Annotated in this window: 13 protein-coding genes and 1 tRNA gene; 6 read left to right on the forward strand and 8 right to left on the reverse strand. The window is 63.5% G+C overall.

Annotated features, from left to right (window positions below):
* Positions 1-268: 268 nt before the first annotated feature.
* The 5 genes from NOV72_RS24070 to rodA all read left to right on the forward strand — a co-directional run bounded on the left by NOV72_RS24070 (position 269) and on the right by rodA (position 6,655).
* A complete protein-coding gene (locus tag NOV72_RS24070) occupies positions 269-1,312 on the forward strand; it encodes a rod shape-determining protein (protein WP_004189550.1) in 1,044 nt (347 codons plus the stop codon).
* A 198-nt stretch (positions 1,313-1,510) separates the two neighbouring features.
* On the forward strand, positions 1,511-2,632 hold the full coding sequence (gene mreC, locus NOV72_RS24075; protein WP_106857062.1) for a rod shape-determining protein MreC: 1,122 nt from the start codon (positions 1,511-1,513) through the stop codon (positions 2,630-2,632).
* The gene (gene mreD / locus NOV72_RS24080) at positions 2,629-3,141 is read left to right on the forward strand and encodes a rod shape-determining protein MreD (protein WP_106857063.1); all 513 of its coding nucleotides are present in this window, start codon (positions 2,629-2,631) and stop codon (positions 3,139-3,141) included. Before mreC ends, mreD begins: the two co-directional genes overlap by 4 nt.
* Positions 3,142-3,221: 80 nt before the next feature.
* Positions 3,222-5,483, forward strand: a complete 2,262-nt coding sequence (gene mrdA / locus NOV72_RS24085) for a penicillin-binding protein 2 (RefSeq protein WP_106857064.1) — start codon at positions 3,222-3,224, stop codon at positions 5,481-5,483.
* 23 nt (positions 5,484-5,506) lie between these two features.
* A complete protein-coding gene (gene rodA, locus NOV72_RS24090) occupies positions 5,507-6,655 on the forward strand; it encodes a rod shape-determining protein RodA (RefSeq protein ID WP_106857103.1) in 1,149 nt (382 codons plus the stop codon).
* A 39-nt stretch (positions 6,656-6,694) separates the two neighbouring features.
* On the opposite strand, the gene NOV72_RS24095 is transcribed toward rodA, so the two are convergent.
* From NOV72_RS24095 to queC, 5 genes are all read right to left on the reverse strand, one after another.
* Positions 6,695-7,363 carry a tetratricopeptide repeat protein gene (locus NOV72_RS24095; RefSeq protein WP_106857065.1) on the reverse strand — a complete coding sequence of 223 codons (669 nt, stop codon included), beginning with the start codon at positions 7,361-7,363 and terminating at the stop codon, positions 6,695-6,697.
* An 8-nt stretch (positions 7,364-7,371) separates the two neighbouring features.
* Positions 7,372-8,154: an HpcH/HpaI aldolase family protein gene (locus NOV72_RS24100; protein WP_106857066.1), complete on the reverse strand. Its 783-nt coding sequence runs from the start codon at positions 8,152-8,154 to the stop codon at positions 7,372-7,374.
* Between the two features lie 175 nt (positions 8,155-8,329).
* A complete protein-coding gene (gene queD / locus NOV72_RS24105; protein ID WP_106857067.1) occupies positions 8,330-8,776 on the reverse strand; it encodes a 6-carboxytetrahydropterin synthase QueD in 447 nt (148 codons plus the stop codon).
* A 6-nt stretch (positions 8,777-8,782) separates the two neighbouring features.
* The gene (queE, locus tag NOV72_RS24110) at positions 8,783-9,415 is read right to left on the reverse strand and encodes a 7-carboxy-7-deazaguanine synthase (RefSeq protein ID WP_106857068.1); all 633 of its coding nucleotides are present in this window, start codon (positions 9,413-9,415) and stop codon (positions 8,783-8,785) included.
* Positions 9,416-9,440: 25 nt separating this feature from the next.
* Positions 9,441-10,175, reverse strand: a complete 735-nt coding sequence (gene queC, locus NOV72_RS24115) for a 7-cyano-7-deazaguanine synthase QueC (RefSeq protein WP_106857069.1) — start codon at positions 10,173-10,175, stop codon at positions 9,441-9,443.
* A gap of 674 nt (positions 10,176-10,849) precedes the next feature.
* Between queC and NOV72_RS24120 the strand changes: the two genes are divergently transcribed.
* Complete coding sequence (locus NOV72_RS24120; protein ID WP_342753429.1) at positions 10,850-11,959, forward strand: lipopolysaccharide biosynthesis protein; 1,110 nt, start codon at positions 10,850-10,852, stop codon at positions 11,957-11,959.
* Between the two features lie 91 nt (positions 11,960-12,050).
* Here NOV72_RS24120 and NOV72_RS24125 read toward each other — a convergent pair.
* From NOV72_RS24125 to NOV72_RS24135, 3 genes are all read right to left on the reverse strand, one after another.
* Positions 12,051-12,126, reverse strand: a tRNA-Phe gene (locus NOV72_RS24125).
* Positions 12,127-12,210: 84 nt separating this feature from the next.
* Positions 12,211-12,924 carry a response regulator transcription factor EsaR gene (gene esaR, locus NOV72_RS24130; protein WP_106857070.1) on the reverse strand — a complete coding sequence of 238 codons (714 nt, stop codon included), beginning with the start codon at positions 12,922-12,924 and terminating at the stop codon, positions 12,211-12,213.
* Positions 12,925-15,354: a sensor histidine kinase gene (locus tag NOV72_RS24135; RefSeq protein ID WP_106857071.1), complete on the reverse strand. Its 2,430-nt coding sequence runs from the start codon at positions 15,352-15,354 to the stop codon at positions 12,925-12,927.
* Positions 15,355-15,371: the final 17 nt, after the last annotated feature.

The raw sequence follows: 15,371 nt of genomic DNA on the forward strand, positions 1-15,371 counted from the left end.
AGTGCCATCCTATTCCTATAGATACCCACAAATTATAAGGTATCATTACACGTTCGACTTACCTCTGGAACGGCTTGTCAGCGGCTTTCTCCCTGTATCAATGAATTGCGAGAAACGTTTGCGTGCATCGTTCCATTCTGCGGTAGATTTCTTCCCGGATTTGCACTTCATGGCGAGCGTTCGCCGCCCGGGTCAACCGTTATTTTTTCCGCTGCCGTCCCCGGCGCTCCTCGCGACGAACGGCCACCCAGCGAGACAGGATTTTTGAATGTTCGGTTTTTTGCGCAGCTATTTCTCCAACGACCTGGCGATTGACCTCGGCACCGCCAACACGCTGATCTACATGCGCGGCAAGGGCATCGTCCTCGACGAACCCTCGGTCGTTTCCATTCGCCAGGAAGGCGGCCCCAACGGCAAGAAGACCATTCAGGCGGTGGGCAAGGAAGCCAAGCAGATGCTCGGCAAGGTGCCGGGCAACATCGAGGCCATCCGCCCGATGAAGGACGGCGTGATCGCCGACTTCACCGTCACCGAGCAGATGATCAAGCAGTTCATCAAGACCGCTCACGAATCGCGCATGTTCTCGCCGTCGCCGCGCATCATCATCTGCGTGCCGTGCGGCTCGACGCAGGTCGAGCGCCGCGCGATCAAGGAAGCGGCGCACGGCGCGGGCGCATCGCAGGTCTATCTGATCGAAGAGCCGATGGCCGCAGCAATCGGCGCGGGCCTGCCGGTCTCGGAAGCCACGGGCTCGATGGTCGTGGACATCGGCGGCGGCACGACTGAAGTCGGCGTCATCTCGCTCGGCGGCATCGTGTACAAGGGCTCGGTACGCGTCGGCGGCGACAAGTTCGACGAGGCCATCGTCAACTACATCCGCCGCAACTACGGCATGCTGATCGGCGAGCAAACCGCCGAAGCCATCAAGAAGGAAATCGGTTCGGCCTTCCCCGGCTCCGAAGTGAAGGAAATGGAAGTCAAGGGCCGCAACCTGTCCGAAGGCATTCCGCGCAGCTTCACCATTTCCAGCAACGAAATTCTCGAAGCGCTGACTGACCCGCTGAACCAGATCGTGTCGTCGGTGAAGATCGCGCTGGAACAGACGCCGCCGGAACTCGGCGCGGACATCGCCGAGCGCGGCATGATGCTGACGGGCGGCGGCGCGCTCCTGCGCGACCTCGACCGCCTGCTTGCGGAAGAAACCGGCCTTCCGGTGCTCGTCGCCGAAGATCCGCTGACCTGCGTGGTGCGTGGCTCGGGCATGGCGCTCGAACGCATGGACAAGCTCGGCAGCATCTTCTCGTACGAGTGATCGCCCTGCTGAAGGCTTTCGCTCTTCTTCCCTTGAGCGGAATGGTCTTCGAGGCGACAACCCAACACGCCCGCGTAACGCGGCGGGCGCACGGCCCGGCATCTGTCCGGGCCGTTGTCGAAACAGCGTAGGGCAGGTTCGCCGCCGGCGAGAAAACCTGCAGCATCGATCCATCCGTTCACGCCCTCGGCGCCGACCATGGAATACAGTCCGCCGCCCCTATTCAAGCAAGGCCCCTCCGCGCTCGCGCGCCTGATCTTCTTCGTGGTGCTCGCCATCGCGCTGCTCATTTCGGATGCTCGCTACAGCACGCTGGAAATCGTTCGCGGAATGCTCGGCGCGGGACTTTACCCGTTGCAGCGCGCGGCGCTGGTGCCGCGCGACATCTTCATGGGCGCGGCCGATCTCGCCGTGACGAGCGCGAGCTTGCGCAGCCAGAACGCGAAACTCACCGACAAGAATCTGGAATTGTCCGTGAAGGCCGGCGATGCCGCGCAACTCGCGATCGAGAACGCACATCTGCGCGCACTGCTCAATCTGCAATCGCGCGCCACCACCGATGAAACGCCCGCCGAAATTCAGTACGACACGCGCGACCCGTTCACGCAGAAAGTCGTGATCGGCAAAGGTTCGCAGCAGAATATCCAGGATGGCGCGCCGGTCGTCACCGAAGACGGCGTGATCGGCCAGGTCACGCGCGTGTTTCCGCTGCAATCGGAAGTCACGCTTCTGACCGACAAGGATCAGGCCGTGCCCGTGCAAATCGCGCGCACCGGATTGCGCAGCGTGATCTACGGCACACCGAAGGGCGACACGCTCGATCTTCGCTTCGTGCCGATCAGCGCCGACGTGCAAGCCGGCGACGAACTCGTCACCAGCGGCCTCGACGGCATCTATCCGCCGGGATTGCCGGTCGCGAAAGTGCTGCGCGTCGACAAGCAGGCGGACACGGCGTTCGCGCGCGTCGTCTGCGTGCCGATCGCGGCGGTGCGCGGTGCGCGTCAACTGCTCGTATTGCACTACAACGTCAACGTGCCGCCGAATCCGATCGAAGTCGAAGCGGCCGCGGCCGCCAAGGAAGCGAAGGAAAACAAGGGCAAGAAGAAAGCCGCGCCGAAGGCGGCAGCGGCGGCGGGCGCGAGCGGCGCATCGGCGCCCGCGGCCGCGTCCGCTCCGGCGGCACCCGCGCCGGCGCCGGCCAAGCCGGCTGAGGCTCCGCCGGCGAAGGCCGCGGCGCCCAAGGCGGCATCGGGCGCGGCGGCGAGGCCGTCGAAGAAGGCGCATGCGCCGAAACCCGCATCCTCGGGAGCCGCGCGATGAACCGCCCGCAATACATCCTCCAGCCGGTCAATCCGTACTTCATCACGTTCAGTCTCGCTGCCGCGTTTCTGCTGAACCTGATGCCGTGGGGACGGCTCATCGGCGTGCCGGATTTCGTCGCGCTCGTGCTGCTGTTCTGGAACGTGCATCAGCCGCGCAAGGTCGGCATGGGCATCGCGTTCATGCTCGGCATTCTGATGGACGTGCACAACGCGAATCTGCTCGGTGAGCACGCGCTGGCTTACACGCTTCTTTCGTACGGGGCGATCACCATTCACCGCCGCGTGCTGTGGATGACGCTGCCCGTGCAGATGTTCGTCGTCGCGCCGCTCCTCGTGGGCGCGCATCTCGTGCCTTTCATCATCCGCCTGATGACGGGCGCGGCGTTTCCCGGCTGGAGTTATCTGGTCAATGGATTCGTCGAGGCGCTGCTGTGGCCGATCGCGAGTTTCTTCTTGCTGATGCCGCAGCGCCGCGCCGCCGACCCGGACGACACGCGTCCAATCTGAGCCTTGCCGCGCGGCGCCGCAACCGAATAAACCGCCGCGCGCGGACTACACTTGAATCGCGAGCAAACCGCGAAAGCTGCATGACCGAAATAAAGAACACCGAGCAACAGTTGTCGAAGTTCCGCCTGCGCGTCGCGGCGGCGGGACTGTTCGTGTTCGTCTGTTTCGGGCTGATCGGGCTGCGTTTTCTCTATCTACAGGTCTGGCATTTCAGCAAATACTCGTTGCAGGCGAACGAGAACCGCATTTCTGTCGCGCCGATCGTGCCGAACCGCGGCATCATCACCGACCGCAACGGCGTCGTGCTGGCGAAGAACTACTCCGCGTACACGCTGGAAATCACGCGCTCGAAGATCAACGGCACGCTCGACGAAACGATCGACGAGCTCTCGCAAGTCATTCCGATCGACGCACGCGACCGCCGCCGTTTCAAGAAACTGCTCGAAGACTCGAAGAATTTCGAAAGCCTGCCGATCCGCACGCGTCTCACCGACGAGGAAGTCGCGAAGTTCACGGCGCAGCGCTTTCGATTCCCCGGCGTCGAAGTGCGCGCGCGGCTGTTCCGCCAATATCCGCTGGGCACGACTGCGGCGCACGTGATCGGCTACATCGGGCGCATTTCGCAGCGCGATCAGGAACGCATCGACGACGCCAGCGACGCCAACGACGAAAGCTCGGATCACTACGATCCGCGTATCGACGCCAATAACTACAAGGGCACGGATTACGTCGGCAAGATCGGCGTCGAGCAGAGTTACGAAACCGAGCTGCACGGCCTGACCGGTTTCGAGGAAGTGGAAGTGACCGCGGGCGGACGCCCGGTGCGCACCATGTCGCGCACGCAGGCAACGCCGGGGAACAATCTGCAATTGTCGCTGGATATCGGCTTGCAGCAGGTTGCCGAGCAGGCGTTCGCGGGCAAGCGCGGCGCGCTCGTCGCGATCGAACCCTCCACGGGCGACGTGCTCGCGTTCGTGTCGGCGCCGAGCTTCGATCCGAATTCGTTCGTCGACGGCATCGACCAGCAAACCTGGGACGCGCTCAACAGCTCGCCGGATCACCCGCTGCTGAACCGTCCGTTGCACGGCACGTATCCGCCGGGCTCGACCTACAAGCCGTTCATGGCGCTCGCCGCGCTGACGCTGCACAAGCGCACGCCGGGCTGGGGTTTCCAGGATCCGGGGTACTTCACGTTCGGCGGCCACACGTTCCGCAACGACGTGCGTTCGGGCCAGGGCTGGGTGGACATGAATCGCGCGATCGTCGTGTCGAACGACACGTACTTCTACATGCTCGCGCGCGATCTCGGCGTCAACGCGATGGCCGGTTTCATGAAGCCGTGGGGCTTCGGGCAGATTACCGGCATCGATATCGCGGGCGAGGCGCGCGGCATTCTTCCGTCGACGGAATGGAAGCGCAAGGCTTACCGCAAGCCCGAGCAGCAGCGCTGGTACGAAGGCGAAACGATCAGTCTGGGCATCGGTCAAGGCTACAACTCGTTCACGATCCTGCAACTCGCCCACGCCACCGCGACGCTCGCGAACAACGGCGTCGTGATGAAGCCGCACCTCGTGCGCGATATCGAAAACCCGATCACGAAGGCGACGCGTCCCGTCGTGCGCGATCCGAGCGACAAGATTCCCGTGCAACAGAAGGATGTCGATTTCATCAAGCGCGCGATGGAAGGCGTCGTCACGAGCGGCACGGCGGCGAAGGTGTTCACGGGCGCGCCGTATCTGGCGGCGGGCAAGACCGGCACGGCGCAGGTCTACTCGCTGCAGGGCGCGAACTACAAGGGGCACGCGCTCGCGGAACATCTGCGCGACCACGCGCTGTTCATCGCGTTCGCGCCGGCCGAGCAGCCGAAGATCGCGCTTGCGCTGATCGTCGAAAATGGCGGCTGGGGCGCCGAATCCGCAGGTCCGATCGCGCGCAAAGTGCTCGATTATTATCTGGTCGACCGTATGAAGCCGGGCGCGGAAGCGGCGGCCGTCGCGGCGGCGGCCTCGGCCACGACCGACGCCGGCCTGCCGATGATCGGCGGCACGCAACCGCCCGCCGTCGAGGCGCTGCCTGCGTCCGTCGCGAATTCGTCGCCGGCGTTTTCGCCTCAGGCCGCGTCGAATCCCGATGTCGCGAAGGCGGCTTCCGCGCCGAAAATCTCGAATCCGCGCGCCGCATCGGCAACGCCCGCAGCGCCGGCGGCCGCGCTGCCGGCATCGACGCCCGGCCGCACGCCCGCGCCGAAAAAACGCCCCGCCGAGCCGACGCCCTCGATGGTGCGCGGCAATGAAAACGACGGCGTGCGCGTTCTCGCGCCATCCGGCGGCATCGACGAGTAAAGGAAACCGCCATGCAACTGCACATGCAATTCGACAAGCGCGAGCTGCTGGACCGCGCCAAGCGCATGTTCGCGGGCTTCGACAAGCCGCTTGCGCTCATCGTGTTCCTGCTGCTCGGCGTCGGCATCGTGACGCTGTACAGCGCCAGTCTCGACATGCCGGGTCGTGTCGAAGATCAACTGCGCAACATCATGCTGACCTTCGGCCTGATGTGGATGCTCGCCAATATCCCGCCGCAAATGCTGATGCGCTTCGCCGTGCCGCTCTATACGGTCGGCGTCGCGTTGCTGGTCGCGGTCGCCGCGTTCGGGCTGACGCGCAAGGGCGCGAAACGCTGGCTGAATGTCGGCGTGGTGATCCAGCCATCCGAAATCATGAAGATCGCGATGCCGCTGATGCTCGCGTGGTATTACCAGAAGCGTGAAAGCAATATCCGCTGGTGGGATTACGTCGTCGGCTTTGTGATTCTGTTGCTGCCGGTCGGCCTGATCGCGAAGCAGCCGGATTTGGGCACGGCCGTGCTCGTGTTCGCGGCGGGCATGTTCGTCATTTATTTCGCAGGATTGAGTTTCAAGCTGATCCTTCCGGTGCTGATCGCGGCGGTGATCGCGGTGGCGAGCATCGCGGTGTTTCAGGACAAGATCTGTCAGCCGGATGTGGTCTGGCCGATGATGCACGACTATCAAAAGCACCGCATCTGCACGCTGCTCGACCCGACGTCCGATCCGCTCGGCAAAGGCTTCCACACGATTCAGGCGGTGATCGCGATCGGCTCGGGCGGCACGCTCGGCAAAGGCTGGTTGAAGGGCACGCAGGCACACCTCGAATTCATCCCCGAGAAGCACACGGACTTCATCTTCGCCGTGTTCTCCGAGGAGTTCGGGCTCGTGGGCGGGCTCGTGCTGCTGTTCCTTTATATGGCGCTGATCGCGCGCGGGCTGTTCATCGCGGCGAACGGCGCGACCTTCTTCGGGCGATTATTGGCCGGATCGCTCACGCTCGCGTTCTTCACGTACGCGTTCGTCAATATCGGCATGGTGAGCGGCATTCTGCCCGTGGTCGGCGTGCCGCTTCCGTTCATGAGTTACGGCGGAACCGCGTTGACGACGCTCGGCGTCGCGGTCGGGCTCATCATGAGCGTCGCTCGTCAAAAGCGGTTGATGCAGAGTTAGGCGGCGCGCCGCTCTTTCGCATCGAACCGAAAAGCCGCGTTACTGCGGCTTTTGCTGTTCCAGTTCCGTGCTCAACTGCAGATATTTCAGCTTGGCGGCCGGATCGCCCTGCGCCGCCGCCGCAGCGTAATACGCACGCGCGACATTCAGATTGCGCTCGACGCCATCGCCGCCGCGCTCATAGAACGAGCCCGCGACATATTGCGCCGTCATGTCGCCGCCTTCCGCCGCCTTCTTGTACCAGGTGAACGCCTGCGTGTTGTCGCGCGTGGTGCCGCGTCCGTCGAGAAACTGATTGGCGAGCGCGAGTTCGGCCTGCACGTGTCCCTGATTCGCCGCGAGCAGGAACCAGCGATGCGCCTCCACCGGATCTTTCTCGACGAACTGTCCGTCGTCGTACATCTTGCCGTACACGTATTGCGCGTGGGTCATATTGGCGTCGGCGGCGCGGCGCAACCATTTCTTGCCTTCCGGCACATCGGCCGGGCCGCCCTCGCCGTTGAGCAGCATCATCGCGTAGTTGAATTCGGCGAGGCGGCTGCCCTTTTGCGCCGCGCGCCGGAACTCCGAGCGCGCCGCGACGAGATTGCCCGCGTTGTAGTCAGCGACGGCGTTTTGCGTGGCGATATCGGTCGGCTTGGGCGCGTTGTCGGCGTGCGCCGCGGCAATCGATATCGACACACTCAGCGCGGCGACGAGCGATGTCATGGCGGTTTTCACGATCGCGCCTCCTGCAACGCCTGACGCGTCGCCTTCAACAGCCACATCACATCCGCGCCGATCGCGACGAGCTTGATGCCCGCTTGCGCGTATTGCTTCGCGCTTGCCGCATCGAGCGCGAAGATGCCGCTCGCGATGCCCGCGCGATTCGCCGCATCGACGATTTTCGTGATCGCCGCCTGCACATCCGGATGCTTGCCGTCGCCGAGATGACCGAGGCTCGCCGCCAGATCCGCCGGCCCGATGAAGAGGCAATCGACGCCCGGCGTCGCGGCGATTTCATCGACGGCTTCGAGCGCCGCCACCGATTCGATCTGCACGATCGTCGCGATCTGCGCATTCGCGCCCGTCATGTAATCGCGGCGCATGCCGTACGCCGCCGCGCGCACCGCGCCCGCGACGCCGCGCAAGCCCTGCAGCGCCGCTTCGGTCGGATATTGCGTGAGCCGCACGATGCGCGCCGCCTCTTCGGCCGATTGCACGTTCGGGAACATCAGCGTGCGCGCGCCCGCGTCGAGCGCGCGTTTGACGAGCCAGCCTTCGTTGGCGGGCACACGCACGATCGGCTCGCTCGGCAGATGCGCGGCGGCGATCGCGCGCAGTTGAGCGACGACGTCGGCGCTATCGTTCGGCGAGTGCTCCATGTCGATGCACAGCCAGTCGAAGCCCGCGTGCGCAAGCGCTTCGGCGGCATCGGCGCTGCCGAGCGACAGCCACAGGCCGAACAACGTGCCCGGTTCGGAAAGGTGCTGCTTGAGGGGATTGGTGAATGTGCTCATCGCGCGGCTCCAACGGAAACCGCGCGCTGACGCAATGATGAAAATGACGGAAGAAGTGACGGCATGCGTGCGCTCCGTGTCTCGTCGCCCGGGGCGATGGGCGACTCATCGGACGATCATACCGTGACGAACGCGCGCGCGCCGGACGTGCTTGCGTCGGCCCGCGCGTGGAAAATCAGCCGCGCTCGACGTCGGCCCAGCAGTTCGGCGTTTCGAAGAGACGCACGCGCTTGAGCTTGAGATTGACGCCGTAGTGCGCGTCGTAGACCTCGGCGAGAATGTTGAAGGCAACCGCCGCCAGGTTCTCGACGGTCGGAATGCGATCCAGCACGACGGTCTTGTGATCCGCCAGCGTTTGCAGGAATTCGCGCACTTTGACATCGCCTTCATAAACGATGAACGCGTGATCCCACTTGTTGACGAGATGCTCCATCGCGAGCGACTTCACGTCGGCGAAATCCATCACCATGCCGCGGTCGGGCGCGCCTTCCACGTCGACGAGATCGCCTTGCAGCGTGATTTCGAGCACGTAGCGATGGCCGTGCAAATTGCGGCACTGGCTGCGGTGATCGGGAATGCGGTGGCCCGCGTCGAATTCGAGTTTTCGGGTAATCGTCTGCACGGCGGTTCAGGGGATGTTCAGATATTTGTGCGTCTGCATCGACAGGCGCCACTTCGGATGACGCTTGCACCAGTCGATCGCCAGCTTCGTGTTGATGTCGCGTGACGGGCCGTCCATCGGTTGCACGAGAAAGTATTCGAAGTCGAGCTTCTCGTATTCCGCAAGACGCTGGTTGTCCTGCGGCACCACGACTTTCAGTTCGTTGCCCTTCGTGACGACGAGCGGCGCGTCGGCTTTCGGGCTCACGCAAATCCAGTCGATGCTCTCGAGCACGGGCAGCGAGCCATTCGTCTCGATGGCCATTTCGAAGCCGGCTTCATGCAGCGCGTTGACGAAAGGCTGGTCGATCTGGAGCATCGGCTCGCCGCCCGTGCACACCACGAACCTGTGCGCCGCGCCTTCCGGCCACAGCGATGCGATTTTCGCGACGAGTTCCGCCGGCGTCTTGTACTTGCCGCCGTTCTCGCCATCGGTGCCGACGAAATCGGTGTCGCAAAACTGGCAGACGGCGTCCGCGCGATCTTCCTCGCGCCCCGACCACAGATTGCAGCCCGCGAAACGGCAGAACACGGCCGGGCGCCCGGCATTGGCGCCCTCGCCCTGCAACGTGTAGAAGATTTCCTTTACCGCGTACGTCATGACTGCTTCGTGAACCTCGAAAAAATTAAACTGGCGCGACGTCGACCTGTTCGCCCGCGCGATACGCCTCATAGCCGCGCTTGCGCAGTCTGCATGCCGGGCACTGACCGCAGCCGAAGCCCCAGTCGTGCAGTTCGGCGCGCTCGCCGACATAACACGTGTGCGTTTCGATGCGAATCAATTCGACGAGCGATTCGCCGCCGAGCGTTTCCGCGAGCCGCCAGGTGTCGGCCTTGTCGAGCCACATCAGCGGCGTTTCCAGCGCGTAACGCGTTTCCATGCCGAGATTGAGCGCGACTTGCAGCGCCTTCATCGTGTCGTCGCGGCAATCCGGATAGCCGGAAAAGTCCGTCTCGCACATGCCACCGACCAGCACCTTCAATCCGCGCCGATACGCCACCGCTGCGGCAATCGTCATGAACAGCAGATTGCGCCCCGGCACGAACGTGTTCGGCAGGCCGCTCGCGTTCGCCTGGATCTCGATCTCGCGCGTCATCGCGGTGTCGCTGATCGCGCCGAGCACGGACAAGTCGATCATGTGATCTTCGCCCAGGCGCGCGGCCCAGTGCGGGAACTCGCGCACGACGGCGGCGCGAAAGCCTTCGCGGCATTCGAGTTCCACACGATGGCGCTGTCCGTAATCGAAGCCGAGCGTTTCCACCGTTTTGTAGCGTTCGAGCGCCCAGGCGAGGCAAGTGGCCGAGTCCTGGCCGCCGGAGAACAGCACGAGCGCGCTGTCTTTAGCGTCTATCCGAGTCACCGTGAAAACTCCGTACTCCGTGAATGAGATTGGCGTCGCACGCCGCACAGGCAGTCGGGATGACCGGACTTCGCCTTCGAGCGGCGCGGGCGCGACGCCCGCGAGTCCAGTATAGGCCAGCGACCTTCGCCCGGACGCGCACGCCCTTTATGCCGCCGATAGCGGAATTCGAGACGGATGATCGAGCGCCGGATGAACGGTTCCGGCGCGTCGCACGAGCGATTCGGAGCGTCGAAAAGAAAAGGACTTGCGGGTCCGAGGACGAGGCAAGTCCTTAATTCGGCGGGAATTTTAGCACGGAGCACGGATGTTCGCCGAGCTCGGCGTGCGTTGCTCCCGCAAGCCGGAATAAATTGCCGGCATCGAGATGTCGGAGGCGGTAATTTATGGAAAATCGGCTCAATTCACTCCCGCGTCCGGTCGTTATACAGACAAATGAACGCACGACCAAAACGAATCCGGCTGCACAGCTAAGTCCGCGCGCTCGCGCCATCGTTTGATCGGTCATGCACGGGGAACATTCGTTCGCATAACGAATGGAATATCGAGTTCCAAACCCTCCCGCAGGGTTACGCGGGGCCGCAGGTCCGTTTCCGATCCGCCCTTCGCTCGCGGCGCTCCGGATATCGCACCGATTTCACTGATGCACCACTAGCCAATCAGTACTACAAACAATGAAAAATTACATTCAGACCAACATCCGTGCCGACCGCAGTATCGGCGCTCTCTCAGCACCCAAGGCGACGCTGATCGCCGTCGCGGCCGCCGCCAGCATGCTGCTCGGCGCGTGCGGCGGCGGTGGCAACGACGCGCTCGACGCAGCCTCAACCGCCGCGGCGGCCGTTGCGAACCGCAACACGGTCGGCAGCAGCATCTTTTACGGCGCGAACGGCCACAACAACGAAGGCGGCGCCTACGACATCTCCAGCCCGGCGCTGCAACTCGCGCAGCTGCAGGATCTCGGCGTGAAGCTTTATCGGAACGAGGTGTACAGCCAGGGAACCGCGAACAAGCTCGCGGGCATCGCGAAAACGATGGCTGCAGGCGGCGTGACCGTCTATCCGGTGATGCTCATGGGCCTCGCCTTCAACAGTGAGACCGACGCCTACAACGCGGGTTATCAACTCGGTGCGTGGACGGCGACCGCATACTCGTACCCGTACTACGAAGTGTCGAACGAACTCGACGCCAGCGCGCTCACCGGCAACGTAGACGGCGTCTATCCGCAGCAATTCGACAACGCCAAATTCCAGATCGCGCGCGGCGTGATTCGCGGGATGATCGCCGGCGTGAAGTCCGTCGATCCGAACGGCAAGATCATCATGGGCGGCGGCACGTGGCTGCATTACGGTCTCGATCAGATGCTCGCCAACGGCACGCAACCCGACGGCACGACAGGTCATCCGGTCGTGAACTGGGACATCACCGCGTGGCACTGGTACTCGGATATGGGCGACATCACGAACGCGTGCGGCGGCACGGGTTGCCACGACGTGCTCGCAGCGCTGCAGCAGATGAGCAAGCCGATCTGGATCAACGAGTTCGGCGTGCGCCCGTGGCTCGGCAGCGATCAGCAGATCGCGGCTTACCTTGTCGGCAACAAGATGATGGCGGAGTTCGTGGCGGTGGCGTCGAAGTACAACATCCAGGCGATCCAGACGTACGAGCTGTATGACGATCCCTCGGGCGGCGAAGGCGCGTACGGTCTCCTGAAGAACGACGGCAAGACGCAAAAGGCGGCGTACACCGCATTCAAGAATTTCGTTGCGGCGAATCCGAAGTGAGGATTCCGAGGTAAGAATTCCGGGGTAAGAATTCTATAGGTAGAAAATGAAAAAGCCCGAGAGCGATAACACTCTCGGGCTTCTTGCATTCTGGTGGCCTGGGACGGAATCGAACCATCGACACGCGGATTTTCAATCCGCTGCTCTACCAACTGAGCTACCGGGCCAACGAAGAGGTGAAACTATAGCAGACTCAATTGCGCCGCTCAAGCCCCCCGGCGCATTTTTCCAAAAATGTTCCCGAGCGGCGCTCAGATCTCGTTCTTGTTCTTTCCGAGATCGACGCCCAACTGCTTGAGCTTGCGATACAGATGCGTGCGCTCCAGCCCCGTCTTCTCGGCGACGCGCGTCATGCTGCCGTTCTCGCGCGCGAGGTGATACTCGAAGTACGCGCGTTCGAACGCATCGCGTGCATCGCGCAAGGGGATATCGAACGAGATGGACGCCGTCTGCCCCGTCTGATTCTGCGTCGCGCCACTCGCGGCTGCTTCGCTCGAAGCGTTCAGCGCCGATGCCGTCGGCAGTGCGGCCGCCATCGGCACACCCGACGCCATCCCGCTCGCCGGAGGCTTCGGTACCGTCGCGACGGGCGCCGCCGCCGTGCCGTGCGCGAGTCCCTGTTCGACCGCCTTCAACAGCTTCTGCAGCGCGATCGGCTTTTCAAGGAAGTTGAGCGCGCCGATCTTCGTCGCCTCGACAGCCGTGTCGATGGTCGCGTGACCCGACATCATGATCACCGGCATCGTGAGCTTGCCTTGCGCGGCCCATTCCTTGAGCAAGGTGACGCCGTCGGTGTCGGGCATCCAGATGTCGAGCAAAACGAGATCGGGCGTTTGCTGCACGCGATAGTCGCGCGCATGCTGCGCGTTTTCCGCTACGTCGACAACATGGCCTTCGTCGCTCAGGATCTCGGAGAGCAGTTCCCGGATCCCCATTTCATCGTCTACCACCAGGATGGTTGCCATTTACGCTGCCCTTGTCTGCACTGTTGCTTTTGTCGTTCCCTGATTCGCCGCCGCGCCGGGGCCCGAAGGCGTTGCGCCGGGCGCCGCGGTATCGTCCGCGAGTTGTAGAAACAAAATCGATATCTGCGCGCCTTCGATCACATCCGCGGACTTCGAGCGGTTGCGTATGTCGATGCGCGCGCCGTGCTCGTCGACGATCTTCTTCACGGTTGCAAGTCCCAGGCCCGTGCCTTTCGCTTTCGTCGTCACGTAAGGCTCGAAAGCACGCGAAAGGATACGCGCCGGAAAGCCCGCGCCGTTATCCGAAACCGTGAGACGAACCGCGACACGCGCATGACCCGAAGCATCGGGCTCGCCATATTCTACTGTCCTCGTTTCGAGCAGCACGCGCGGCTCCGCGAGGTCCGCCACCGCGTCCTGCGCGTTTTGCAGCAGGTTGTGGATCACCTGGCGGATCTGCGTCGCGTCGCCGCGGATCACGGGCAGCTTCGCGAGGTCCACCTTGATCGGCGTCTTGCCATCTTCGATGCCGTACAACGTCAGCACTTCCGCGACGAGATCGTTCAGTTGCAGATTGCCGAGCACCGCGGGCGGCGTGCGCGCGTATTCGCGGAAGTCGTCGACCATCTGCTTCATCGCCTGCACCTGATTGACGATGGTCGTCGACGCTCGCTTGAGCACGTCCGCGTCGGGCGGCGCGAGTTTGTCCGCGAGCTTCATTTGCAGGCGTTCGGCGGAAAGTTGAATCGGCGTGAGCGGATTCTTGATCTCGTGCGCGAGACGGCGCGCGACTTCGCCCCACGCGACCGAACGTTGCGCCGAGATGACGTCGGAGATGTCGTCGAACACGACGACGTAGCCCGTGGTTTCGGCGTCATCGGTCTCGCTTTCGGTCACGCTCAGCAACTGCGTTCCGCGCACGAGGAGCGTGAGCGGATCGTTCTCGCCGGGCACCGTCACCGCGACCTGCTGCTGCCAGTGCCCGCGATCGCCGACCGGATGCCCGCTGCCGACCTCGGCCGCGTCGCGCTCGGCGAAGGCCTTCTTCACCAGCGCGCCGAACTCGGCGAGCACGCCGATCTGATCGAGCGGCTGATTGAGCAGCGCGTTGAACGGCTGGCGGAAGATGCGCTCCGCGCCGCGATTCGCGGTGGTCAAGCGGAACTGCCGGTCGAATACGAACACGCCCGCCGTCAGATTCGCGAGGATGCTTTCCAGATACGCCTTCGAATGCTCCAGCGCGATGCGGTTGTTCTCGACCGCCGCGCGCGCCTCGGAAAGCTGGCGCGTCATCGCGTTGAAGGATTGCGTGAGGAAGCCCAGTTCGTCGCGCGAATTGATCTCTCGTTTGGGCGTGTAGTCGCCTTCGGCCACTTCTTTCGTGCCTTGCGCGAGCAGGAACAGTGGCCGCGCGAGCTGATTGCCGAGCGCGAGCGCGAGCATCATCGCGATAAAGGTTGCGAGGAAGAGCGCGAGCGTCAGCGTGCCGATATACATCTTGCGCAAGCCCGTGCGCCCGAGCCGCTTCTCCTGATACTCGCGATAGGCGCGCTGCACGGCGTCGGCATTGCGCGCGAGCTCCTGACTCACGGGCTGCTCGATCTGCAGGTAACGATCGACGTGCTGAAATTCGGTCGTGGTGGTCGGATCGGGAATCTTCGTGACCACGCGCAGACGCAGCGCGCCCTTCGGCCCGTTCGATTTCGGATCGCCGTCGATCTCGCCTTCGATCGCGCCGTACGGATGATCCTGCGCCGCCCGCAGCATCGAGCCGGTCGGCTCGTTGGCCGGCAGGAGCGCGTAGTAATTGCCCGACGCCTGCGCGACCGTGCGCAGCCCCGGCACCCGCAACGAACTGTTGTTCGACGAGAGATCCTCGCGGTTGTATTGATCGCGCGGCCGCTCGAACACGACCGCGTCCTGCACGCCGTATTGATCGCGCAGGCGCAAGAGCGACAGCGTGAGACTCGATGGATCGGCGCTGGCGAGCTGATCGCTCATCTGCCGGCCGCGGTTCTTGAAATCAGCGAGCGAGGTTTCGAGCATGCCGCGGCCGAGCGTCAGGCCCGACGAGAGCGCTGTCTCGACGTTCACGTCGAACCACGATTCGATACTGCGCGACACGAACTGATACGACACGACGTAGATGATGACGCCCGGCACGACGCCGACGAGCGCGAAGATCAGCGCGAGCTTCGCGAGCAGGCGCGTGCCGAACCGTCCTTGCCTCACCCGCGACACGATGATGATGAACAGCGCGACGACGATCAGCATGAACACGACCGCCACCGCGACGTTCGCCGCGTAGAGCCAGCCGTAGTAGCGATCGAAGAATTCGGTGTTCGCACTCGCGAGCGCGAGCATCACGAGCAGCAGAACCGCCGTGAGCGCCACCGTGGAGACCAGCAAACGGACGACGAGACTCTTCATGTCCGTGCGGCCGCGTC

This window comes from Caballeronia novacaledonica, assembly GCF_900258035.1.
Lineage (GTDB): Bacteria > Pseudomonadota > Gammaproteobacteria > Burkholderiales > Burkholderiaceae > Caballeronia > Caballeronia novacaledonica.

Bases quoted from the DNA above. Each gene is read 5' to 3' on its own strand.
- esaR (WP_106857070.1), bottom strand. From the start codon at position 12,924: ATGGCAACCATCCTGGTGGTAGACGATGAAATGGGGATCCGGGAACTG.
- mrdA (WP_106857064.1), top strand. From the start codon at position 3,222: ATGACCGAAATAAAGAACACCGAGCAACAGTTGTCGAAGTTCCGCCTG.
- NOV72_RS24135 (WP_106857071.1), bottom strand. From the start codon at position 15,354: ATGAAGAGTCTCGTCGTCCGTTTGCTGGTCTCCACGGTGGCGCTCACG.
- NOV72_RS24100 (WP_106857066.1), bottom strand. From the start codon at position 8,154: ATGAGCACATTCACCAATCCCCTCAAGCAGCACCTTTCCGAACCGGGC.
- NOV72_RS24120 (WP_342753429.1), top strand. From the start codon at position 10,850: ATGAAAAATTACATTCAGACCAACATCCGTGCCGACCGCAGTATCGGC.
- mreD (WP_106857063.1), top strand. From the start codon at position 2,629: ATGAACCGCCCGCAATACATCCTCCAGCCGGTCAATCCGTACTTCATC.
- NOV72_RS24070 (WP_004189550.1), top strand. From the start codon at position 269: ATGTTCGGTTTTTTGCGCAGCTATTTCTCCAACGACCTGGCGATTGAC.
- mreC (WP_106857062.1), top strand. From the start codon at position 1,511: ATGGAATACAGTCCGCCGCCCCTATTCAAGCAAGGCCCCTCCGCGCTC.
- rodA (WP_106857103.1), top strand. From the start codon at position 5,507: ATGCAATTCGACAAGCGCGAGCTGCTGGACCGCGCCAAGCGCATGTTC.
- NOV72_RS24095 (WP_106857065.1), bottom strand. From the start codon at position 7,363: ATGACATCGCTCGTCGCCGCGCTGAGTGTGTCGATATCGATTGCCGCG.
- queE (WP_106857068.1), bottom strand. From the start codon at position 9,415: ATGACGTACGCGGTAAAGGAAATCTTCTACACGTTGCAGGGCGAGGGC.